The organism is Flavobacterium magnum (assembly GCF_003055625.1).
Classification (GTDB): domain Bacteria; phylum Bacteroidota; class Bacteroidia; order Flavobacteriales; family Flavobacteriaceae; genus Flavobacterium; species Flavobacterium magnum.
The window spans coordinates 3,295,337-3,320,287 of sequence record NZ_CP028811.1; the positions used below are offsets into that span (position 1 = coordinate 3,295,337).

Sequence of the window (24,951 nt, forward strand, 5' to 3'; positions counted from 1 at the left end):
TAGCCCGGATGGCAGCGGCATCCTTTTTCCGGCTTCTTTAGCCGGGAAAAGATACAGCGCACAGCCGGAATAGCTTCTAATACCCGAAAACGCCAAAAGCACTCTCGATTGTAAGTTTTCTCGCATCGGCAGCTTCCACCCGCCCGACAATCTGCGCATCGACATCAAATGATTTTGAAATGGCGATGATATCGTCGGCGATTGCGGCAGGCACGTACAATTCCATACGATGGCCGCAATTGAACACCTGGAACATTTCCTTCCAATCGGTCCCGGACTGCTGCTGGATCAGCCTAAACAAAGGAGGCACCGGAAAAAGATTGTCCTTGATGATGTGCAGGTTGTCTATGAAATGCAGGATTTTCGTCTGCGCCCCGCCGCTGCAATGCACCATGCCGTGAATCTGGGACGGATTGTACTTTTCAAGAATTTTTTTAATGACGGGCGCATACGTCCGCGTTGGCGAAAGCACGAGTTTTCCGGCATCGAGGGGCGCGTCCGGCACGGGGTCTGTGAGTTTTGTGTTTCCAGAATACACGAGGTCTGACGGAACCTGTGCGTCGAAACTTTCAGGATATTTCTCCGCGAGGTATTTTGCAAAGACATCGTGGCGTGCCGACGTCAGGCCGTTGCTTCCCATACCGCCGTTGTATTCTTTTTCGTACGACGCCTGTCCGAAAGACGCCAGGCCTACGATGACATCGCCCGCTTTGATATTGGCATTGTCAATCACCGCACTGCGTTTGATGCGCGCGGTAACGGTGGAGTCAACGATGATGGTGCGTACCAGGTCGCCGACATCGGCAGTTTCGCCTCCGGTGGAATGGATCGTCACCCCGAAGTTACGAAGCTCTGAAATCAGTTCTTCCGTCCCGTTTATAATTGCGGAAATCACGTCGCCCGGTATGAGATTCTTGTTTCTGCCGATGGTTGATGACAGTAAGATATTATCGGTAGCGCCCACGCAAAGCAAATCATCGATGTTCATGATCAGCGCATCCTGGGCGATCCCTTTCCAGACCGAAACATCGCCGGTTTCTTTCCAGTATAGGTACGCCAGCGAGGACTTGGTACCGGCACCGTCGGCGTGCATAATCAGGCAGTAGTCTTCGTCGTTTGTGAGGTGATCGGGAATAATTTTACAGAAGGCTTTCGGAAAGAGGCCCTTGTCTATATTCTTGATGGCCTGGTGAACGTCTTCCTTAGAAGCGGAAACGCCGCGTTGCGCATAGCGCTTGCTGGTATCGGAACTCATAAAAATTGCAGTTGTTGTTGTGCCGCAAAGGTAATCAAAAAAAATCCCGGGTTTGTAGTGCCGTTACAGAATGCTTTTCATTTCCAGCCTGAATTTCATGATGCGGTCTTTGCGCTGGACCTCGAGCAGCAGTTTGCGGCCATCGTCGGATTTGAGCAAGTCGTTGATTTCCTGCAGCGTAAACTTGTAGCTTTGGGCCTCATTGATTGAGATGAGCACGTCGCCCTGCTGCAGCCCGATAGCGTCTGCCGGGGATCCCTTGCGCACCGATGCGATTTCATAGACCGGCTTGAGTTCAAATTTGTATTTAACGTCCATTTCGCCCCCGCCACCGAGTTCTATTTTTACAGCACTTGAGGTGCCGTGTTCGCGGTTTACCTCCTGCACCAGCTTGGTTCCGGCATGGTGCAATTCGATACCGCTGGTATTGCAATGAAACGGCAATTCAAAATTTGCGTTCTTTTTCAGGTAGAATTTGCTGTTGGTATAATCAAAAATCACCTGGAACCGCTTGATAACCTCCCCTCCTACGGATCCGAGCCTGTTTTCGACCATCCTGACATTACGCAGCGAGACCGTGTCGGGGAACGAGGCTATGGGATTCCTGAAACGGAACCTGTTAAGCGCAAAATCGCTGATCCGGGCCTTTTTCCCGAAAATGGGGCCGCTGAAACCGCGTCCGAGGAAATCTTCAAAATGGCGCTCAGGTATCGAGATGCGGTCTGACCTGTCGTCGAAAAGCCAGATGGCATCACTGTTTCCGGTGTCAAGCAGCAGCTTCGCGCTGACGACCTCTCCCCCTGAAGTCACTGCAGACACCACGTAGGGCTTGTTGCGCTCAAGCGAGATATCGAGCGGTGTGTAGTTTTTAGTGATTTTTTTGACGTTGGCCTTATTGTAATTATAGATCACAAGCTTTTTATGGGCATAATTGATCTTTACAAGATTGTGCTTAAAAAACTGGTAGCCGATGATCCCGTTGACCGGAACGCCAAGACTGGCTGAGAGGTTCATTTGTTCATCGATGACCACGAAGATCTCCTGGTTGCTGTATTGTAATGGCCCGATGGAGAGCTTATTCCGTTTGGATTTGAGTCCGTCGACCCCTTCCTGGCTGCCCAGCCCGCGCAATGTAAGGCTTTCCACATCGTGCAATGGCACCTCCCGGTCGTCGAGGCTGAACAACACGGTTTCTTCCACCCCGGTATCGAGTAAAAAGCTAAGCTCAACGCCGTTCACTGAAACCGGGACGATGATTAGATTGTTAATTAACTGGAAAGGAATGGTGATCTTATTTTTGTTTGGCAACGCGGCGAATCCGTCCTGTGCCGCCGCAAAAAGAATACAGCAAAAGAAACCTGTTATGGCAAACAACGCTTTCATTGTAATTTTTTATTAAAATTAAAAAATAAATACCGAATATATCGAATTGATGATGGCAAAAACGCTCGCGCCGTTGTAAGGATTCGAAAAAAATTGCACTTTTGCACCAAATCATTTTCATATGCCAAAAGTATCAGACAAAGGAAGCAGGATGCCCGAATCACCCATCAGGAAATTGGTTCCATATTCGGAAATCGCCAAGAAGAAAGGACATAAAGTGTATCATCTTAATATTGGCCAACCTGACATCCGCACGCCTGAGGTGGCGATGAATTCGATTAAGAACCTGGATATTAAAGTGCTTGAATACAGCCATTCAGCCGGGTTTGAAAGCTATAGGATCAAACTGTCGCAATACTATAAGGATCATGGCCTTCCGATCGACGTAGCGGATATTATTATCACGACGGGCGGTTCAGAAGCGTTAATGTTTGCCATGGGAAGCACTATGGATGTGGATGATGAAATCATTATCCCGGAACCTTTTTACGCCAATTACAATGGTTTCTCAACAGCATCCGGCGTGAAAGTGGTGCCGGTCATTTCGACAATCGATACCGGATTCGCCCTGCCGCCGATTGCCGATTTTGAGAAACTGATAACCCCTAAAACCAAGGCCATACTGATCTGCAACCCCGGAAATCCGACAGGGTATCTTTATTCCAAGGAAGAAATGCAGCAACTGGCCAGTCTCGTAAAAAAACACGATCTTTTCCTGATTGCAGACGAAGTGTATCGCGAATTCACTTATGACGGGGATCCGCATTATTCGGTTATGAATATCCCGGGCATCGAGGAAAACGCGATCATGATTGACTCGGTTTCCAAAAGGTACAGTATGTGCGGCGCGAGGATTGGGTGTATCGTGTCAAAAAACAAGGAGGTTATGGCGACAGCGATGAAATTTGCCCAGGCGAGATTGAGTCCGCCGACCTTCGCGCAAATTGCAAGTGAAGCGGCCCTGCAAACACCGAAAAGTTATTTCGACGAAGTCATTACCGAATACCGCGAGCGCCGTGACGTCCTCATTGCAGAGCTCCGTAAAATTGACGGCGTAAAAGTAGCCACGCCGAAAGGTGCATTTTATTGTATTGCCCAATTGCCGATCGACAATGCCGATGCGTTTGCACAATGGCTGCTTGAATCCTTCGATGTAAACGGCGAAACTGTAATGGTGGCTCCCGCAGCCGGTTTCTATTCTACGCCGGGTGTGGGTCTCAATGAAGTCAGGATTGCATACGTTTTAAAGAAAGACGATCTGGTCAAAAGCGTAAACATCCTTAGTGAGGCGATAAAAGCATACAACTCTAAGCCTTAACCGGCACTGCTTTGGTACCGGAATAAAAGTCGTAGCATATCCCGCCAAAACTGCCCCAGGTGAAATACCAGATGATTTCGATCCAGGGTATCGAACCATAACAGCGCACGCCCAGTTTAGTATCAGGCAGTAGCCAGTATTTGTTCCAGTAATCAGGCGCAATCAATTCGAATAAAATGATGTAAATTGGGAATACGACGGCCAGGAAAAGTAATCCTGAGAATATGGCTTTTTTGAGCAAGTCCGGTCGTTGCCAAATGATAAAAATACTGCAGCATAAGAAACTCGCGGGGCTGACGAGCATCGTGTTGAGGCCCATGGGAGGCAATGATACCATGGCGATAAAACCGACGGCAAACATCATATAGAATGTTTTTTTGCGCGGCGGCGTGAACTCGATTTCGTCCATCCTGAAAACGAAATTATAAAGCGACATCGATACCCCGATAATCACGAATCCCACGAGAAAGTCTTCAATTGAGATGACCGCATTTCCCAAAACAGTCGGTGGCCGCCAGTAATCACGCAAGTACCAGTATTCGGCTATAAATCCTGAGAACCCACCGATGAGGCTCGATTTGAGCATTTTCCTCCTTAAATCTTTTTTTACGGTGTAGATGACTATCCAAAGGACAGATAAAAACAAACCCAGAAAAAGATAAATGTACTGCTCCATGCAAGCTGATTATGATTTCGGAAAATTACTCAAAAAAAAAGAGCTTCAAAAATTATTGAAGCCCTTTTTCCGAAAATATCGTCAGCTTATCTCTTGATTGAGAAGTGCGCCTTAAACTCTTTATTGACGCCTTGTTCAGTATATTTGATTACAAACCAGTAATCGTCAGCTGCCATAGGCTGGCCGTTGTAAGTACCATCCCAACCCGTAGGATTGGTTGAGCTGATCTGTTTCAGCAATTTGCCGAAACGGTCGAAGATGTAAATCTTCGCATCCGGCTGGTTGCTTAAGGTAGAGATGTTCCATGTATCATGTATGCCATCCCCATTCGGCGTGAAGTACTTTGGATAATCAATCACTTTCACATCATACGATAGTTCGTCACAGGCTTTAGTATCCCGAACGTACACCGTATGATTACCGGATTTATCGATCGTAGTGGAGGTCCTGACACCGTTAAAAATGTTATCGGATTGCCATGGGCCATCGTCAAGACGGTATTCGTAGTCAGTGCTCGCCGGCATAGCGGTCACAATGATGCTCGCATTATCAGCAAAAAACAATGTATCAACCTGTGCGGTAATTGTCAAAGGTGGCGTCGAAGTCGTGATCGGGGCCATCGCTGAATCAGTACAACCTGTAGCTGTATCCGTAATGACGACCTTATAGCTTCCGGCAGCCACTGCGTTGTAGGTACCTTCAGTGGCACCTGCAATTTCTACATTATCGAGATACCAGACAAACTCATATCCATCCGCCGTAGTCAGGCCGGTGTTCAGCTCATAGAAAGACCCCATCATGGTTTGTCCTGTTGTAGGATCGAGGCAAACATAACCATCCTGGTCGAGTTCCGGGTCCGGAATCTGCTGAACAGTTACTACCGCATCGCCTGTCAATGCTTTCGGGCAGGGCGGATTGTCGTTCGCTGATACGCTCACCAGACTGTAGGTGGTGGTCTCACCCAGCATGCCCGTCAATAACCTTGCAGTACCGGACGGATTCAATGTAATGGTTTGTTCCTCTCCGCCATTTACGGTATAAGTCACTATGGCATTAGGCGTACCGGTAAAAATAACATCGGTTCCCGTATTGTCACATATTGTAGATTCTGAACCATTGGCAATTGTCGCATCAGGAAGCGGACGCACGACAACGGTCACAGGATTACTATACACGTCAGGGCATGAAGTGCTTTTAACAATGCATCGGTAAACACCTGAATCGGATAATTGTGCGGCATCCACGTGATACACCTGATCATTGCTCACGTCAACACCATCATGTTGCCAAACGTAAGTAACATTACCAGTTACCTCGATGATCAGATCGATCGGCTCTCCCACGCAAACCGTTTTTGAAACCGGTTGCTGCGTTATAATTGGCGGTTGGTTTACCTTCACCGATACCGGATCTGTAGACACTTCGCCACATAAAGGATTGCTCAGGATACAAACATACACGTCTGCTACTTCAGAGGCTACCGTTGCGGAATCTGTATATGTGGGCGAATTGGTCCCCACATTAACGCCGTTACGCTTCCATTGATACTGCGTGATGTCGCCCGAAGCCACTACCGAAAGGGACAAAGTCATCCCTGCACAAAGGTCTGTCGGCGGCGCCTGCGGTTGCGTCAAAATGACCGGTGTTTGATACACTTTCACCATGGCTGCTGCGGAAGTGACCGAAGACGGACTACCGCAGGTACCCGTTACTATCACATCGTAGCTTCCACTGTCTGTCAATGGATCGGGATTATTGACAATGTATGCGTTCGACGGTCCTGACTGAACTACCTGATTGTCGCGTCGCCACGTATACTGCAGGTTATCTCCTTCGGCTGCCACAGTCAGATTAATTTGGCCTGTCTGGCAAACATCCCCTGAAACCGGTTGCGTAAGGATTTGCGTGTCTTTCAACACGTTAATTGTTACCGGAATCGAAGTGATTGAGCCGCAACCCGGATTGGTCACCACAACAGTATAATTTGCGTTGTTTTCCGCCGCGGTGATACCCAATATGTCATAGGTATTGCTGCTTGGCGCCCCGAGTGAAACGCCATTCCTCCTCCAGTCATAGGTTGTCGACGCATCGGTATTGTCAGTAGTTACCTCAAGCCTGATATCACTTCCCGTGCAGTAATTCGGATCTACCGTTGGCTGAGTCAAAAAGTGTGGTCCGGGCGCGATACTTACGGTCACAGTACTTGATGTGACATCATCACAGGTACCGTGCACAATCACATTATAATCACCCAAATCTGCCAACAAGGCGTTATTTTTTACAAAAGTATTCGAAGGTCCGTTTTGTACTGTAACGCCCTGACGTTTCCACTCATAAGTAAGGTTGTCTCCGCTTGCTGTGACATTGAGCGTGAATGACTCGCCTTCACAAATTGGCGTCGGCGTTTGTGGCTGTGTTGTAATTGCAACCGGTGCGAAGTAGCTGATGGTCACACCCTGACTCAGTGTTCTTGTGCACGAATCAGTACTGGTGATACTATCCAGAGTATAATTTGATGCGGGAACCTGTATCTGTCCCGTACCCGATGACGGGATTACGTAACTGAAAGGCGCATTACTGCTGTCATGAAAATTCACAGTGGCATTGGCGGTTCCCGTAATGTCCAGCAGTACATTGTCGCCAGGGCATACCGTAGGCGTTGCCGGGGTAAATGTAAAGACATCCGGAAGCGGGTTAACGATAATCGTAATCGATTGTCCGGTGATGGGTTGGGTTGTAGCGCAACCCGGCACGGTTATATTGTCAAGCGTAAATACATAACTGCCCTGACTGGCCAGTGTCTGGGTATTGATCGTCCCGATTCCGGTACTTGGATCAAGCTGCACAGTGCCCGTGCCTGTTGGTCCCGTGTAATTTACAGTACCACCTGCTGTACCCTGGATATTAATGTTGGTCGATCCACCCGGACAAAAAGCAGGATCGTCTGCATCAATGATACTCGCGGAAGGCGGATCAATGGAAAAAACCACAACAGTCCCCGGAGCAAAAGTATATTCACAGGACGGTGTGGTTGCTGTATTTACTTTCTGTAACTCGAAAGTAGTTTCTTCGTTGATCACATAATTCACCACGGAAGTTCCGTTCGGCTGGATCGTCGTCGTTTCTACAGTAGTGCCGTTGGAATCCGTTTTGGTGTAAGTGATCGTGGCGCCCACAGTTCCGGAAAACGCCAATGGGGAACTGATAGCAGGACATACCGAACCGCTTGCTGAATCAAACTGCGCCGTTGGGGTGTCGACAATTTCGAACGTAAATGAGGATTTGTAATTGGGGCATTCCGGAGTATAATAATAATCTACGGTGTAAGTCCCGGGAAGACTTTGCTCCAGATCGATATCACCCGTCACGCTGTCTACGTGCAAATCCGGCGAAGAGCCGACGAATTCCCCACCTTCGCTAAAAGGAGTAGACTTGTGAACGGGCGAAGATAAGGCTCCCCCCTTGCATATGATCGGATCGTAATCGATAGTTCCTACCGGCTCGATCTTGTCAATAGTAAATGACTCTACAGTGTAACACCCCGATCCGGACCCGATTTCATCGACCCTGACATAAAGTGTTTTTGGAAGATCTGAGGCGTTAACAGGATAGGAGCTGATGTTGTTAATATAGTTGTTTGAACCATCATCCGCGGCTTGGTAGTCCTCGTAATAAGTGATTACGTAATCCAGCGGGTTCGGCACCCCGTCTAAAAAGAAACTGTCCTTATTGGCATCGACGATATAAGGCCCGTTATCGCCAGGACACGTAACTTTTTCAACCCCGTCCGGCGTAGGCAATGAAAAGCTCGATTGTACTGTGATGGGACCACTGGTAAATGTTGCAGGCGCCGCACCCGGGTTATTGTAAGTTACAAAAGCTTCGAGCACATCTCCGGGCACCGTATTGGGTACCGCGATATTATCCACATTGCTGTTCGCGATAGGGTTACCGTTCAATGTCCACTGTATTGTAGCATTCTGAGGTCCGGCCGGCGTAAAACGGAAAGCTTTCCCGATGGCCGTAAAATTTGTACCGTTGCATCCCGGGGCTGCAATCCACTGGCTTCCGCTGTTATTGATCAACCCGATGATGCCCTTGCCTTGGTTCCATGGATTATACGGAACACGCCTTTTCACGAATACATCGATAATGTTGGTGGTTTCATAAAGCACCATTTGGTAAGTCTGCACACCGGCTACGTTCGTATTTGGGTTAATGCCGTCCGCAAACTGCAGCACTTTGTTTACATTGAAGATGAATACCCTTCCCGGAGCCGTATTCTGTCCCTGGTCATACACATAATAGTTGATGGTCGTTTCCGGGTAAGGAAGGTCTGTAAAGTTGATGTCCTGCAGGATACCGAAGATAGCATTCCGAATCGTGGTCCCTCCGGGTAAACCGCCGCTTATAGGCCATGGACAGGTTTGCCCGGGAGCATAAGGGCCCGTCGTGTTAAAGCAGAGCACCCCGTTCGACCCAACTGACATCACATTATAACTATTTCCCCAGAAATTGAATGCAAAAGGCAGATTAAACAGGTCGTCCGCCCAGAAGTCATCCTGGTTCCCATTGGTAGGGATCGGAATCAACGTAGAACCCGGCACAGGATCGAACGAATAAGGCGGGTTGTACGGAATTTCCTTTACGCTGTAAGCGGTTGTCGTATTTCCCGGAGTAAAATTGATAGAGGCCGTAGCCACACCGCTTCCGAAGCACCATGCAGCCTGTCCGCCATTGACCGCATCAACGTCCGGGGAGGCCAATTGGGCATACGTTGTACCATATAAACAACTAGCCAACAACGCAGTAAGTAACCTGTTTTTCATCATTGCAAGATTTTTTGACGCGTAAATTTAAAGATTAAATAACAAAAATTTCCCAAAGGAAAGATTTATTTTCTAAATACAACAGCCCAGTTTAATTTTACCCTACTTGTTATTTAATATTATTTTATCTTTGCTGGTGTAAAAAAAAATGCTTTTTACCTCCTAAACCCTATGAGCAAAACAGACGACTCCCATGACGAGATTGGGAACAACCACATCGCCACCAGCGCGGTGAACCCCATCAGGACGGATGCTTTCGACCTGAGTGACGACCAGAAGATCGAATCCATCAAAAAAGACGTGGAGCGTATCCTTACCACCCTCGGGATGGATCTCACCGATGACAGTCTTAAAGGCACGCCGAACCGCGTGGCAAAGATGTTTGTAAAGGAAATTTTTGGCGGGCTGAACCCTGTTAAGAAACCGGGCGCTTCCACCTTCAAAAACCATTATAAATATGGGGAGATGCTCGTAGAGAAAAACATCACGCTGTACTCGACCTGCGAACATCACCTTTTGCCGATCATCGGTCGGGCGCATATCGCCTACATTTCAAACGGCACGGTTGTCGGTTTATCCAAAATGAACCGCATCGTAGATTATTATGCCAAAAGGCCGCAGGTACAGGAACGCCTGACGATGCAGATTGTACAGGAGCTGCAGAAGGTACTCAACACCGAAGATGTCGCCTGCGTAATCGATGCGAAACACCTTTGTGTAAACTCCCGCGGTATCCGCGATATCGAAAGCAGCACCATCACTTCAGAATTCTGCGGCAAATTCAAGGAAGCCCACGTGAGGAGGGAATTTTTGGATTACATCAAGCTCGATACCAAATTCTGACACAGAACCTGAATTTTAATCATAACGTTTGATTGGCCGCGGCAATCTGCCTATATTTAGACATCCAATCATTAAATTTATACCGAATGCCACTGTACAAGCAACATCCCTTAAAGATTTACAATTCCCTGAGCGGGGAAAAAGAAGTTTTCACGCCAATTCATGAAGGCAATGTGGGGATGTATGTTTGCGGCCCGACGGTTTACAGCAATGTACACCTGGGCAACGTGCGCACGTTCATGTCTTTCGATATGATTTTCAGGTACTTCAGGCACCTCGATTATAAGGTGCGGTATGTGCGCAATATTACCGATGTGGGCCATATGGTCGACGATGTCGATGACGGCGAGGATAAGATCGCGAAAAAGGCCCGCCTCGAACAGCTTGAACCAATGGAAATCGTGCAGCGGTACACGGTTGACTTTCATGACATCCTTGACAAATTCAACTTTTTGCCGCCAAGCATTGAGCCGACCGCAACAGGCCACATCATTGAGCAGATTGAAATCGTAAAGGTCATTCTTGAAAAAGGTCTCGCTTATGAATCGAACGGTTCGGTGTATTTTGATGTGGTGAAGTTCAACGAGCACAACCACTACGGAAAGCTCAGCGGCCGCAATATTGAAGATATGATGGCCAATTCGCGCGAGCTTGACGGACAATCCGATAAAAAGAACCCGCAGGATTTCGCCCTCTGGAAAAAAGCGGAGCCTGAGCACATCATGCGCTGGCCATCGCCCTGGAGTGACGGTTTCCCCGGATGGCATCTTGAATGTACGGCGATGAGCACCAAATACCTCGGCAACCATTTCGACATACACGGCGGCGGCATGGACCTCAAATTCCCTCATCACGAGTGCGAAATCGCACAGAACGAGGCGGCGACCGGCAACACACCGGTCAATTACTGGATGCACGCCAATATGTTGACGCTAAACGGAAAGAAAATGGCCAAATCGACTGGAAACAACATCCTGCCGGGCGAAATACTCAGCGGCGACAACCCGTTCCTGAGCAAGGCTTTCTCAGCTTCCGTAGCACGCTTTTTTATGATGCAGGCCCATTACCGCAGCATCCTGGATTTTTCAGACGAAGCGATCATCGCTGCCGAAAAAGGATTTAACCGACTCATGGAAGCGATGGACAACCTGCTTACCCTGTCATCCGCCGGCAGCTCGACGATCGATATAAAATCCTGGGAAGACAGCTGCTACGAAGCAATGAACGACGATTTCAACACGCCGATCCTGATCGCTAACCTGTTCGAAGGCGTACGTTTCATCAATATTTTGAAAGACGGCAGCGCCACGTTATCAGCTCATGATTTGAAGCAGTTCAGCAAGCTCATGCATGCATTTGTGTTCGATGTCCTCGGGCTCGAAAATGAAAAACGCATTGGAGGGCACAACGACAAACTGGAAGGTGCCATCAACCTGCTTATCGACATGCGCAACCAGGCTAGGGTAAATAAGGATTTTGCACTTTCCGACCGGATCCGTGACCAGTTGATTGCATTGGGCATCCAGCTTAAGGACGGTAAGGACGGTACTACTTTCACCATTTAACCGATGAATGCCGGTAAGGTCGCGATATGGCCGTTTGTGTTTTTGGTGCGCGCGTACCAGACCATTCTATCCCCGCTCCTTCCCTCAGTATGCCGCTTCCAGCCCACCTGCTCCTCGTATATGATCGAATCGCTAAAAGTACATGGCCTTTTGAAAGGGCTGTATCTGGGCATCAAAAGGATCCTGAGTTGCCATCCGTGGGGTGGTTCAGGGTATGACCCGGTACCACAGAAGCGATGTGACGGAAAACATTAACCATATTTTTAGCAATCCATACACCGTAAACCTTAATTTTACGCTGCAAATTTGAAAACCAAACTATGACACCATTTTTATCCATCGTATGGAACCAATCTGAAGGCATTGACCTCGGTTTTTTCACAGTACGTTATTACAGCCTGATGTTCGTGATCGCTTTCGGACTCGGCTGGTACATTATGAAAAAATATTCATCCGCGAAAATGAACCCATTGAAAAACTCGACAGCATCTTTATCTGGACAGCATTGGCGACGCTCGTGGGGGCAAGGCTGGGACAGGTGTTTTTTTACGACTGGGATTATTTCAGCGAGCATCCTGCCGAGATATTCCTGCCGTTCAGGTTTAACCCGTTCCGTTTTACTGGTTTTAGCGGACTGGCAAGCCACGGGGCGGCCCTGATGATCATTATCTGCATGTATTTTTTCAGTAAAAAAGTGATGAAGCGCCCTTTACTATGGGTACTGGACCGCGTGGTCATCCCGGTTGCAAGTGGCGCCATTTTTGTGCGGATCGGGAATTTTTTCAACTCTGAGATATACGGGCACCAAACCACCGGCAATAAATTCTATTCGGTGAAATTTATACGCGAAAGCGAATTCTGGAACAGGCACGACCTGTTGAAATTGACCAACAGTACCGAAGAACACGAGGCATTCAGTAAACTGACTACCGATCCGGCTTTCGCCAAAATTGTCGAGGCCATCCCATACCGCCATCCGTCGCAGTTGTACGAGGCATTCGGATATATTTTTGTATTCCTGATCCTTTTTTATGCGTATTGGCGCACAGACGCCCGCCAACGTCCGGGATTGCTGTTTGGCCTGTTCCTGATTATGTTATTCACCGTGCGATTCATAGTGGAATTTGTAAAAGAAAGTCAGGGCGGATTTGAAAGCGACCTCGGATTGCTTTCTACGGGGCAATGGCTGAGTATACCGTTTGTGCTTGTCGGGTTGTTCTTCGTAATCCGCGCGAAGAAATACCCGGAAGGCATATTATAATCACGGAAATCAAAACCACAATAACGCCCGGAGCCTCTGCTTCGGGCTTTTTTTATGCCTTGACCTGAGAAACCCATTTGAGCAGCGATGAGAATGGATTGAAACGTGGCGGAAAAGGTTTAATGAGATGAATCAGACGCACAAAGCATGGATCAGTTTGGCTGTACATTCAGATTGGAAGATTCCACAGCTGTCCGCAGACATCATTACAGGTCCGAAGATTTCGGCAGGCCCCGGAAGAATCTGCCAAGAGATGTTTGAAGTCGATTTTGTTCCAGATAGCATTTACAAGCTATTTCCGTCCTTCTTGTATGTTGCCGTGAAGCGTTAGCAGTTTTTACTTCTTCGGTTACAAATCACGGGTTAAGGACGAACTGCGAAGGGTTGCAGGAGTTTCTTCTGCGGAAGCGGAATAAAAATACAATCAAAAAAAATGCCCGGGCTTTCACCAGGGCATTTCAATATCAAAAAGTTTAAAATTTAAGCGTTGTGCTCCGCTTCAATCCTGTCGTGCTCTGCCTTTGAAATGGTATCACACAATACAGGTGTTGCGATGAACAGCGACGAGTATGTACCTACAACGATACCCACAAGCATCGCGAAGACGAACCCACGGATGGAATCACCACCGAAGATAAACATGATCGCCAGTACCATAATCATGGTCAACGAGGTATTAATGGTCCTCGACATGGTCGTATTGATCGATTTGTTTACGATTTCATTGAAAGTACCTTTGGTTTTACCACCAAGGAATTCCCTCACCCTGTCAAATACGATTACGGTGTCATTCATCGAGTATCCGATAACCGTCAGGATCGCAGCGATGAAGTGTTGGTCGATTTCCATGCCCCATGGCAGGTATTTCCAGAGTAAAGAGTAGATACCCAATACGAAGATCACGTCATGCGCAACCGCAGCGATCGCACCTAAGCTGTACTGCCATTTCCTGAACGAGATCATCAGGTAAAGGAACACGATGGCCATCGCACCAAGTACCGCCCAGTACGCATTGGTCTTGATATCGGCAGCTACCGTTGGGCCCACTTTAGAGGATTGTACAACGCCAAGTGTTTTACCGTCGTATGGGTTGGTGAATTTATCGTAAGTCATGTCGGCACCGTAATGCTTCTTCAAACCTTCGAATAACTTCTGGTTCACCTCCTGGTCTACCTCAGTACCGTGTTGCTCAATCTTGTATTTGGTCGTAATCTTCAATTGTGACGGGTTTCCGAATACTTTTGCTTCAGCGCTTCCGAAAATGCCTTTGAGCTCGTCAGCGATTTCTTCAGCAGGCACTGCTTTTTCAAAACGAACCTGGAAAGTCCTTCCACCAAGGAAGTCTGTACCGTAGTTCACGCCATTTGTCGCCAACGAAGCCACACTTACGATGACTACCGTAGCAGAGAAGATATACGTCCATTTCTTAATCCCAAGGAAATCAAAATGGAAGTTCGTAAACCATTTCTTTGACATGCCGGTAACAAACGTGAGGTTATTTTTCCTCCCTGTACTCCAGTCAAGCAAAATCCGCGTAATGAAAATCGAAGTGAACAAAGAGGTAATGATACCAATCAACAACGTAATCGCAAAACCTTTAATCGGTCCGGTTCCGAAAACGACAAGCACAATACCGGTAAGGATGTGGGTGACGTTGGCATCGATAATCGAACGCATCGCACCTTTCCATCCGAAAGAGGCCCTGATGGCTTCGTCGAGTGGCTTTCCGGCACGCAATTCTTCTTTTGCCCTTTCATAGATAATGATGTTTGCATCCACGGCAGTACCCATGGTCAAAACGATACCGGCAATACCTGGAAGCGTCAATACAAATCCAAAGCTTACCATCACACCGAAAAGGAATAACAGGTTTACAGCCAATGCGATGTTGGCATACCAACCGGCTTTACCATAATATACAATCATCCACAAGGATACCAGCAACAATCCTACGATAGAGGAATTGATACCATGATCAATCGCTTCCTGTCCTAAGGATGGCCCTACGATCTCAGACTGGATAATTTCAGCGGAAGCAGGTAATTTACCAGCCCTTAATACATTCGCTAAATCTTTGGTTTCAGTAACATCAAAACTTCCTGTGATTTCTGACCTTCCTCCGGCAATCGGGCCGTTGCTCACGCCCGGCGCAGAATATACAATGTCATCAAGCACTATGGCAATATTACTTTTTTGGGTAGACGCCGTTCCGGTCATTACTTCCCAGATCCTGGCTCCGGTCAGGTTCATCTGCATGTTTACTGACGGACGCCCGTATTGGTCGAACGTATCCTGAGCATCGGTAATCACGCCACCGCTCATTGGTGCGGTATCATCACGGTTTCCTTTCAGCGCATATAGAGCGAAAGTTTCAATCTCCTTTTTGTCCTTATCCAATTCAGTCACCGGTTTGCCCCATACAAATTTCACGTAACGCAGGTTTGCAGGCAGCAACGCTTTCATATCAGGCCTTTTCAGGTAACTGTTGATCGCAGCAGTATCTTTTTTCTGGTAACTGCCCAGCATTGGCGAAGGCGTAGGCGTCATTTTATCGAACAATGGACCCCTTGACTGATCCGCTTTAGCCGAATCCTTATTCTCTGCCAGCAATTTAGATACGTCGTCTTTCGCTTTTGTAGTATCAACGGCTGTTGTAGCAGCGGTTTTGGTTTCTGTCTTTTTCAGGGCTTCGTTGATGGCATTAAGATATCCGCCCACTTCCTCAGCCTTGTAGGTTTCCCAAAATTCCAATTGTGCCGTACCGGCAACGAGTTTCTTGATACGATCCTGGTCTTTGGCGCCCGGAAGCTCAATCAGGATCCTTCCTGACTCGCCCAGTTTCTGGATGTTAGGCTGTGTAACGCCGAATTGATCGATACGCTTCCTCAATACGTCGAACGCACTGTCTACAGATTCGTCTACTTTCTTGCGGATTACCTTCTCGGCTTCCTTGTCGGTCATCTCAAAGTTGATACCATCCTTACCTTCAAGATTCCTGTTCGCAAAAATATCAGGCGATGCCAGTCTGATAGTCCCATTGGCATTTGCAGCAAAGGCCTCGAAGAAGGCATCAATATATGTCTGATTACCGGCCTGGTTTTTCGTAGCATCGTCAAGCGACTTGTTGAAAACCGGATTTTTTGAGTAGTTTGACAGTCCTTTCAGGATGTCCTTTACAGAAATCTGGAGCTGGATATTCATTCCGCCTTCCAAATCAAGGCCTTTGTTGATTTTTTTGCCTTTTACATCATTATAGGTATAAAATAAAAAAACTTTTTCTTTCCCGATGGAATCCAGGTATCTAAGTTCTTTCTGTGAATCACCTTTAGCATACTCTTTTGCCTTGGATTCAACACTGTCTGCCACAAATGTGAAAGAAAGTTGGTAAATACTTACCAATGCAAATATGATTGCAAAAAATTTAACGAGTCCTCTATTCTGCATTATTACTGAAATTAATTAATTTTTGTTCTCTTATTTTGGTTTAAACTGTTAAAATAATCCTATTTTAAATGCTGTGTTAAGAAAAAGATAAAATTGTTGATTTTACCCAATTTTTACAACCGGGCAAATATATAATTAACCTTATGATTAACCAATTAATTTTATCAATAAATCTCAAAAAAAAGACTGCAAGATTGCAGCCTTCTTCCTTAAACTATTAAAACGTTTATGCCAACACAGATTTGAGGTCGGCATTCATGTTACGCACCGCATCTGAGCTTTTTGCAAACAAGGCTTTTTCCGCATCATTGAGGTTGATGGAGAGAATTTCCTCCACCCCGTTTTTGCCAATGATACAGGGCACGCCCATACAAATATCGCTTTGGCCATACTCGCCTTCAAGCAACACTGAGCACGCAATCATCTTTCGTTGGTTATTCAGGATGCTGTCCACTAAATACGCTACCGAAGCACCCGGAGCATACCATGCTGAAGTCCCGAGAAGACCTGTTAGTGTGGCGCCTCCCACCATGGTGTCTGCAGCAACTTTTTGAAGTGCCTCTTCCGAAAGGAATTCCGATACCGGTATCCCATTGTACGAAGCGAGCCTTGTCAAAGGGATCATGGTCGTATCGCCATGCCCGCCTATCACCATGGCTGAGATGTCATTGGCCGGCGTGTTTAAAGCTTTTGAAATGTAATACCTGAAACGCGAGCTGTCTAAAGCGCCGCCCATACCGATGATGCGGTTCTTTGGCAAACCTGTCGCTTTCAAGGTGAGGTAAGTCATCGTGTCCATTGGGTTTGATACCACTACAATGATGGCGTTCGGGGAATGTGCCAACACGTTCTCAGCAACCGATTTAACGATACCGGCATTGATGCCGATCAATTCCTCACGGGTCATTCCCGGCTTTCTCGGAATTCCGGATGTGATGACAACCACATCGCTGTTCGCTGTTTTCGAATAATCATTGGTCACGCCGCTGAGCTGGGTATTGAACCCGGTGTTGGTCGCGCATTGCATGATGTCCATCGCCTTACCTTCTGCGAAACCTTCCTTGATGTCGAGCAAAACCACTTCAGAGGCGATGCCGCGGTAAGAAATGGCATCTGCGCACGACGCGCCTACGTTTCCGGCGCCAACTATTGTCACTTTCATATTAATTGTGTTTGTTATTTAAATTTATATTGTAATGAAATGTTTGAGTTCACAAATTTACCGAATGCAATCGAGGTTTGAACATAAATCCGGCTGAATTGATAGCGCGCCGAAAGTTCACCGATATAATTAGACTTTGTCTTGTAAATCGCCCTCAGCCTTTCGTTTAAGATGTCGTGCAGTGGGACAATATCTTCAATCGCTCCTTTCTTTCCCTGGATCTCATACTCAAAATCGCTGGTATTCATGATAAAACCTGCGGAAAGCTCAAGTTTTTTAAATGCTTTTGCCGCGCTTAACTGCAACTGCCAAGTGTCGATAAGGCTGTTTAACGCCGTGAAACCCAGGTTTCCGTAAGCGGTCTGTACATCCAGGAACTCGACGGTTATGTCTTCTTTAGAATATGCCAGCAAGGCCGTGAGACTGATTTTTTTCGCCGCCATGCGCTTAAAATACTGGCTTAGATTGTGTTTCAATCCCGCGCCATATACCTGATAATTGACGTGCTTCAGCGTAATTTCCGGAGAATACTTCACAACGATTTCCGTGCCCTTCCACAATCCTAAAGCCGCCTGTACATAAGGGTACACAATGGTCTCCCGGTTTACTCCTTCGGGAGATTTTACCACGACCGGCTCGCCGTTCAGCGTCCCGTTTAGCGTGACAAATTCGTCACTACCCAAAGCGGTTGGCGTTAAGGCCGTATCTGCCCCGTCAATTGTAAAAAAAGAAAAGTCGCTGTTCGACAGCCTGAACTGACGGTCGGACTGCGGCACCAAAAACGCATTCACATAAACACCCACCGTAAAATCCCAGAGATTACTTTTTTGCGGAGTGGATATCCAGCCCGATGCGGCCTGATATACCGCAGCATCCGTGGCCGGCGTGATGTACCTGTCGGTAAAAAAAATGGCATCATCAATCAGGCTGTTCAATTCCTGAGTGGTCGCATCGGACTGCGCGTTTGCAGCAAATCCGAGAAAGAACAGCGCGACAATCCCGCTTTTTCCCCAGGCCGATTTACGCATCGATATTCGCGTAAACAGCGTTTTTCTCTATGAATTCGCGCCTTGGTGGCACCTCATCGCCCATCAGCATCGAAAATACCTGGTCGGCCTCAGCGAGGCTGTCAATCGTCACCTGGCGCAGGGTCCTGAAATTCGGATCCATCGTGGTTTCCCACAATTGCTCCGCATTCATCTCTCCAAGACCTTTATAGCGCTGGATTCCCGCGCTACCGCCCATGCGTTCGTTCGCCTGATCGCGTTGCAGGTCATTCCATGCATATTCCTTTTTGTTTCCTTTTTTCACCTGGTATAACGGCGGCGCAGCAATGTAGACGTGTCCTTCTTCAATCAACTCGCGCATGAAACGGAAGAAGAAAGTCAGAATCAACGTTGATATGTGGCTGCCATCGACATCGGCATCACACATGATGATGATCTTGTGGTAGCGCAGTTTTTCGAGGTTCAGGGCTTTACTGTCTTCAGCCGTACCAATGGTGACGCCCAAGGCGGTAAATATATTCCGTATCTCCTCATTTTCAAAAACCTTGTGATGCATGGCCTTTTCGACGTTCAGGATTTTTCCCCTTAAAGGCAAAATCGCCTGGAAGTTACGGTCGCGGCCTTGTTTAGCAGTTCCACCCGCCGAGTCTCCCTCTACCAGGTACACTTCACATTTTGCAGGATCCTGTTCGGAGCAATCCGACAATTTTCCCGGAAGTCCGCCACCGCCCATCACCGTTTTACGCTGTACCATCTCACGGGCTTTCTTCGCTGCGTGGCGCGCCTGTGCCGCAAGGATCACTTTCTGGATGATAATCCGGGCATCGTTCGGATTCTCCTCAAGGTAATTCTCGAGCATTTCACCTACCGCCTGGCTCACCGGCGACACTACTTCCCGGTTACCCAGTTTGGTTTTGGTCTGCCCTTCAAACTGTGGTTCGGCAACTTTTACGGAAATGATTGCGGTCAGTCCTTCGCGGAAGTCGTCTCCGGAAATCTCGAATTTGAGCTTGTCCAGCAGCCCCGAAGCGTCGGCATACTTCTTAAGCGTACGCGTCAATCCGCTACGGAAACCCTGCAGGTGAGTACCCCCTTCGTGGGTGTTGATGTTATTTACGTACGAGAAAATATTTTCGGTATAACTGGTATTGTATATCAATGCAACTTCCACCGGAACTTCGCCTTTCTCATGGTCCATGCTGATGACGTGGGAAATAATCGGCTCGCGGTTTCCGTCAAGGTATCGGATGTATTCCTTCAATCCTTCGTCAGAATGAAATACTTCCTGACGCGGTTCGCCTTTCTCATCAAGTTCCCGTTTGTCAGTGAATGTAATGGTGATGCCTTTATTCAGGAACGACAGTTCGCGCATACGTGCCGACAGCGTGTCGTATGAAAATTCGGTAGTCTGGGTAAAAATCAGGTCATCAGGATAGAAAGTCTGCCTGGTTCCCCTTTTCTCGGTTTCTCCGACCTGTTTCACCGGATACATAGCCTTTCCGCGTTCGTACTCCTGCTCATAGATTTTGCCATCACGGAAAACAGTGGATTTCATCTTCACGGAAAGTGCATTGACGACGGACACCCCGACGCCGTGCAAACCTCCGGATACTTTGTAGGAATCTTTATCGAATTTACCTCCGGCACCGATTTTGGTCATAACAACCTCCAGCGCCGAAACGCCTTCCTTCTTATGCATATCAACCGGAATTCCCCTTCCGTTGTCTTCTACGGTTACGGAACCATCCTCATTAATTGCAACCCCGATCGTATCGCAATGGCCTCCCATAGCTTCATCGATGGAGTTATCAACCACTTCATACACCAAATGGTGGAGGCCACGAACGCCCACATCACCTATATACATGGAAGGACGCATCCTAACGTGCTCCATTCCTTCTAATGCCTGAATACTGTCTGCCGAGTAATTATTTTTCTTGTTTTCGTCGCTCATATCCTAATTGTATCCTGAGATTTTTTGTTTAACGGACAAATATATGGAAATGAGTGAAATTTAGCCTTAAAAACGCTGGTTTAAAGCCGGAAGTTATCAACATTCAGTTGTCGAAAATCGTTGTTTTTTAAGCAATCGGTCCGTTCGGTTTCAAACATAAAAAAGCACCGGCGGTTTTCCGGTGCTTAGTACAAACAAACTATCTAACAACCTAACTAAACTACAACTCCTGATTTTGAAATTTCGACATCCGCCTGAACGTGCGCGGCATTCGCACGCCCGCTCGGATCCTGGTTTTCCTGCCATTTCGGAATCCACTTCCTGACCGTCTGAGCCGCACTCAGCTGTGGGTAATGCTTATGAAAAATCGTCCGGTAGTAAAAGGCTTCCTTGGTGGTCGGGGTATTGTATGGAAACAATTGTGCGGCCTGCTCCATATCTTCATCGGTCACTTTTGACGAGGCGTAATCAATCAGCTGGTCAATCCAGTTGTACCCGACGCCGTCAGAAAATTGTTCCTTCTGCCGCCATAGTACCTCGTTTGGAAGATACGGCTCTCCGGGTGTGTCAAATGCCTTCCGCAATATGTATTTTTCAACCCCATCATATGTCTTTGGCTGCTTTTGTTCCGATTCAATTGTCATTGCCACATCGAGGAACGCCTTGTCGAGGAAAGGCACCCTGGCTTCAAGTCCGTGCGCCATGGTCGATTTGTCGGCGCGGAGTAAATCAGCCGTGAACAACTTCTGGACACGCTCAATTGTCTCCTTCTGGAAATCCTCGGTGGTTGGCGCATTCCTGAAATACAGGTAACCGCCAAAAATCTCGTCGGCACCTTCACCGGAGAGTACTACTTTCACCCCGGATTCTGAAATCGCTTTGGAAAGAAAATACATCGGCGTACTGGCCCTTACTGAAGTGACATCGTAGGTTTCGAGGTGCCAGATCAATTGGTCTAAAATATCGATTCCCTGCTGCACGGTGAAATGGACTTCATGGTGTTCGGTCCCTAAGAATTCCGCGACTGTCCTCGCCGCTTTTGCATCGGGCGCGTCCTGATCCAATCCGATTGAGAACGAGTGCAGTTTTTTTCCCTTATCTTTCAGCAACCGCGCTGCGATGGCAGACGTGAGCGAGGAATCGAGCCCACCCGACAGCAGTACGCCGATCGGCACATCGCTCATCAGCCTTTTCCTGGTTGCCTCGGTAAGCGTCTCCCTGATCAGTGATAGATCGAGCGGCCGGACGGCTGTCTTATATTCCTCGTATTCGGGCTTGTAATACTTGACAAATCCGGTTTTGGGTGTATAGAAATGCCCTGGCGGAAATGTCGAAAACGTCCTGCACTGGTCGGCAATCGATTTCATTTCTGAGGAAAAATACACCCGGCCCCGTTCGTCAAGTCCGTAATACAATGGCTTCACTCCCATCGGATCGCGGCCTGCAATGAAATCGTCTCCATCAATAATGACAAAGGCGAAGTCGCCATCAATCCGGTTTAGGAAATCATATCCGAATTCCTCGTACAGATGGACAATCACTTCTGAGTCTGACCTCGTGCGGAAAGTATGGTGCTTTAAAATGCCTTCACGCAATTCCTGATGGTTGTAGATTTCGCCATTGTGTACCATATAGGCATTTTTAGTGCCCCTTATGGGTTGCTTCCCGGAATGCAGGTCGATAATCGATAAGCGTTCATGCGACAGGATGTGACCCTGCTCCGTAACATGCATATCACTTTCGTCCGGGCCGCGGTGCGACATGCGTTTTGAAAGCGCCTGCACCAATTCTTTATCCTTCCCTTTTCCTATAATGGCCAAAATCCCACACATAATCTTCTTTGTTTATCGGTTATTTATTTTGATAACGCAAAGATGGATTTTAGGTTATGATTTTAAAACCAATCCGAATCGGTTCGTTTCAAATCGAAACAAAAATAATGTGATTTAGCAAAATACGTAAATACAAACCCGGGCAATCCGGTTGGGCGATTGGAATCTGTAATCCCGCTAACGGATATGTTCGATACGGTAAGCTGTCCCGTTAATGTCAAATGAATATCCTGCTTCGTGTCCCATCAGCTGACTTCCTAAGGGCGACTGCGGCGAGATGGCGAAGACGTCGTTTCCCTCTATATTGATTTTGGGCAAAGCGGCAGCGATATATACCAGCATCCGGTTCGTTTGCACAAGGCTTCCCACGACCGCCCTGGTGTTCACTGACAACGGATCAATTTTATCTAAGACGGCTTTCTGCGCCAGGAATTCGGAAAGTTTCGCGCTCAGCTTTTCCTGCTCTATATGCATCATGGATAATGCGGTTTCGTGCTTATCGCCCGCCGATCCTTTGGCATCATTCTTCGAATCTTCGGTTAAAGCTGCAATCATGTCCCGGAATGCATCAATCTTATCCTGGACGAGCTGGCTGTAGTACAAATGGATTTTCGCTTTCGGAATCATAATGCCAACGCAATTTTCCCGACGCTAAAAATCAAACTTGTAGTTTGCTCCGAGCATGACCTGCAACTGCTGCACGGGATAGCCCAGCCATTTTTCATATCGTTGGTTCGCAATGTTATTTGCTTTGAGGAACGCCGTCCAGCGTTCATTGTATTTGAAGCCGACATGCGCATTGGCATCAAAGTAACTGCCTAAGGTCGCGACCTCTTCAGAGAAGCTGCTGTATTGCAGCAGGTCCTTACGCTCGCCCACAAAGAAAAGTGACGCACCCGCATACCACTTTGGTGTGATGGTCACATCGAGCGTCGTAGCCAACCGCAAAGCCGGCAGGTTCCAGGCTTCGCTTTCCACACTCGTGTTATAGCTGTTGAAAGTCGCATTGATACCGAAAGCCACATTCTTTGAGAAATCCGCTTTCAGTTCGCCGTAAAAGCTGATGGTTTTCACATCGTCATACGCCAGTTGAAACGAATTGCCCAGCTGGTATGGCTCGAAGTCGTTCAGGCTGCTCCCTGACACTTCGGGGAAGCTGTTATTCTTAAAAAGCGGTTTGTTTTTTTCACTGGTGTAAGACCCCCTTAGATTGTAGCTTACGGCACTGGACAGTTTGCCCTTCAGTCCTGCGAAAATATCGTATTGCCTGTCTGTGGGCGCTATGGTTAACGTAGGTGATACGAATGGATTCTGGTTGGTGACATCACGATAGGAGTTTTGTTCAAGGCCGCCTTCTGCGCCGGCATAGAATACCATCAGGTCGCCCACGACTTTGAGTGAGGCATTGACCTGTGGGTAAATGAAGAGTTTATTGTCGCTGTTTTCGGTGTCGAGGCTGTAAAACGCCGCTGCACCCAGATTGACGGTCCAGTCGGCACGATTGATCACGAAGCTCGGATGCACACCGAAATTGGTGTAGCCGTAGCGGATTGCGCCCGTATCAAAATAATTGTTTTTGAACTCGCCTCCTACATAATCCACAATGAAATCGGTTTTGATGTTGGTATCGGAAATATTGAAATCGAATGAAGGCTTTACATAAAAACGATTCTCGGCTGAATCAAATGAGTCCCAAAACCGGTTGAACTTTACACTGGCGCCCTTAAAAAAACTGTCATTGTAGGTCAGTTTCGATGCTACGTAAAAATTATGGTATGTATGTTTTGCGTCAACACCGTCATACAAAGCGGGGTCCGATCCAAAAAAATCTTCGCGTACCCCATACCAGTTGTATATCTGGTTCTGGTACCCCAGATCAGCCGTCCAAGACCCGGCAGCCTGCCTCTGACCGTAAGACAGATCCACTGAGGTATTGGAAAATTTATCCTCAAGCATCACATCGTTGATGCCGCCCTGCGATGAAAAGTGCCGCAGCATTCCTCCTACGTAGCCGCTTTCCCCTACATTTTCGGTCACAAACAACTCGGCATTGGCGTTCCCATAATTTCCGCCGGCGAGTGTCACATAATTTTTAAACAAACGCTCCTGCTCCGTCTTGTCGACCGCAGCGGCGCGACCTTTTGATGGTGTAAAGGTAGAGGCGACGGGAAACGAGAATATGTTGTATTTGATGTCCTCTTTTTTAGAATTGTCCTCATCCTCCAGCGCAGGCGTTTCTTTTACTTTAAAGGCATCTGAAATCGTGGGCGTGTAAGGCTTTACTACATTTACGACTTCATTCCCAAGGTCTTCATCCTGCTTTTGGGAATATGAAAATTGTGCCATGGCCAGGAATGACAGAAGGGCAGTATATTGGAATTTGATTTTCATGGAATGGTTTGTTTGTGCGACTTAGTTCTGA

15 protein-coding genes and 1 pseudogene are annotated in these 24,951 nt (G+C 47.5%); 5 read left to right on the plus strand and 11 right to left on the minus strand.

The window, feature by feature from the left end:
- Positions 1 to 76: 76 nt before the first annotated feature.
- Both HYN48_RS14470 and HYN48_RS14475 read right to left on the minus strand, forming a co-directional pair.
- Positions 77 to 1,255, minus strand: coding sequence for an AIR synthase related protein (locus HYN48_RS14470; protein ID WP_108372972.1), 1,179 nt, complete (start codon positions 1,253 to 1,255; stop codon positions 77 to 79).
- Positions 1,256 to 1,318: 63 nt separating this feature from the next.
- Positions 1,319 to 2,638 carry an aspartyl protease family protein gene (locus tag HYN48_RS14475; RefSeq protein ID WP_108372974.1) on the minus strand — a complete coding sequence of 440 codons (1,320 nt, stop codon included), beginning with the start codon at positions 2,636 to 2,638 and terminating at the stop codon, positions 1,319 to 1,321.
- Positions 2,639 to 2,759: 121 nt separating this feature from the next.
- On the opposite strand from HYN48_RS14475, the gene HYN48_RS14480 reads away from it, so the two are divergent.
- Positions 2,760 to 3,956: a pyridoxal phosphate-dependent aminotransferase gene (locus HYN48_RS14480; RefSeq protein ID WP_108372976.1), complete on the plus strand. Its 1,197-nt coding sequence runs from the start codon at positions 2,760 to 2,762 to the stop codon at positions 3,954 to 3,956.
- Here the strand turns inward: HYN48_RS14480 and HYN48_RS14485 are convergent.
- Together HYN48_RS14485 and HYN48_RS14490 are read right to left on the minus strand one after the other, a co-directional pair.
- Positions 3,946 to 4,632 (minus strand): lycopene cyclase domain-containing protein, encoded by a 687-nt coding sequence (locus HYN48_RS14485; RefSeq protein WP_108372978.1) that lies wholly within the window; start codon positions 4,630 to 4,632, stop codon positions 3,946 to 3,948. The genes HYN48_RS14480 and HYN48_RS14485 overlap by 11 nt on opposite strands.
- Positions 4,633 to 4,718: 86 nt before the next feature.
- Entirely contained in the window at positions 4,719 to 9,464 is a 4,746-nt protein-coding gene (locus HYN48_RS14490) for a T9SS type B sorting domain-containing protein (protein ID WP_108372980.1), read from the minus strand.
- Positions 9,465 to 9,632: 168 nt separating this feature from the next.
- Here HYN48_RS14490 and folE point away from each other — a divergent pair, with 168 nt between their 5' ends.
- The 4 genes and pseudogenes from folE (at position 9,633) to lgt (ending at position 13,130) form a co-directional block, all read left to right on the plus strand.
- The gene (folE, locus tag HYN48_RS14495; RefSeq protein WP_108372982.1) at positions 9,633 to 10,304 is read left to right on the plus strand and encodes a GTP cyclohydrolase I FolE; all 672 of its coding nucleotides are present in this window, start codon (positions 9,633 to 9,635) and stop codon (positions 10,302 to 10,304) included.
- An 86-nt stretch (positions 10,305 to 10,390) separates the two neighbouring features.
- Positions 10,391 to 11,869, plus strand: a complete 1,479-nt coding sequence (gene cysS, locus HYN48_RS14500) for a cysteine--tRNA ligase (RefSeq protein WP_108372984.1) — start codon at positions 10,391 to 10,393, stop codon at positions 11,867 to 11,869.
- Between the two features lie 3 nt (positions 11,870 to 11,872).
- Entirely contained in the window at positions 11,873 to 12,124 is a 252-nt protein-coding gene (gene yidD, locus HYN48_RS14505) for a membrane protein insertion efficiency factor YidD (protein WP_108372986.1), read from the plus strand.
- Positions 12,125 to 12,189: 65 nt separating this feature from the next.
- Positions 12,190 to 13,130 (plus strand): annotated as a pseudogene (gene lgt, locus HYN48_RS14510) (prolipoprotein diacylglyceryl transferase).
- A gap of 480 nt (positions 13,131 to 13,610) precedes the next feature.
- Here the strand turns inward: lgt and secDF are convergent.
- From secDF to HYN48_RS14550, 7 genes are all read right to left on the minus strand, one after another.
- Positions 13,611 to 16,574 (minus strand): protein translocase subunit SecDF, encoded by a 2,964-nt coding sequence (secDF, locus tag HYN48_RS14520; protein ID WP_108372990.1) that lies wholly within the window; start codon positions 16,572 to 16,574, stop codon positions 13,611 to 13,613.
- Positions 16,575 to 16,800: 226 nt separating this feature from the next.
- On the minus strand, positions 16,801 to 17,736 hold the full coding sequence (locus HYN48_RS14525) for a malate dehydrogenase (protein WP_108372992.1): 936 nt from the start codon (positions 17,734 to 17,736) through the stop codon (positions 16,801 to 16,803).
- A 14-nt stretch (positions 17,737 to 17,750) separates the two neighbouring features.
- Positions 17,751 to 18,764: a DUF6588 family protein gene (locus HYN48_RS14530; protein ID WP_108372994.1), complete on the minus strand. Its 1,014-nt coding sequence runs from the start codon at positions 18,762 to 18,764 to the stop codon at positions 17,751 to 17,753.
- Positions 18,757 to 20,697 carry a DNA topoisomerase (ATP-hydrolyzing) subunit B gene (gyrB, locus tag HYN48_RS14535; protein WP_108372996.1) on the minus strand — a complete coding sequence of 647 codons (1,941 nt, stop codon included), beginning with the start codon at positions 20,695 to 20,697 and terminating at the stop codon, positions 18,757 to 18,759. Before gyrB ends, HYN48_RS14530 begins: the two co-directional genes overlap by 8 nt.
- Positions 20,698 to 20,912: 215 nt before the next feature.
- On the minus strand, positions 20,913 to 22,529 hold the full coding sequence (asnB, locus tag HYN48_RS14540) for an asparagine synthase B (protein WP_108372998.1): 1,617 nt from the start codon (positions 22,527 to 22,529) through the stop codon (positions 20,913 to 20,915).
- Positions 22,530 to 22,706: 177 nt separating this feature from the next.
- Positions 22,707 to 23,156, minus strand: coding sequence for a hypothetical protein (locus HYN48_RS14545; RefSeq protein WP_108373000.1), 450 nt, complete (start codon positions 23,154 to 23,156; stop codon positions 22,707 to 22,709).
- Between the two features lie 24 nt (positions 23,157 to 23,180).
- Positions 23,181 to 24,920: a TonB-dependent receptor gene (locus HYN48_RS14550; protein WP_108373002.1), complete on the minus strand. Its 1,740-nt coding sequence runs from the start codon at positions 24,918 to 24,920 to the stop codon at positions 23,181 to 23,183.
- Positions 24,921 to 24,951 lie beyond the last annotated feature (31 nt).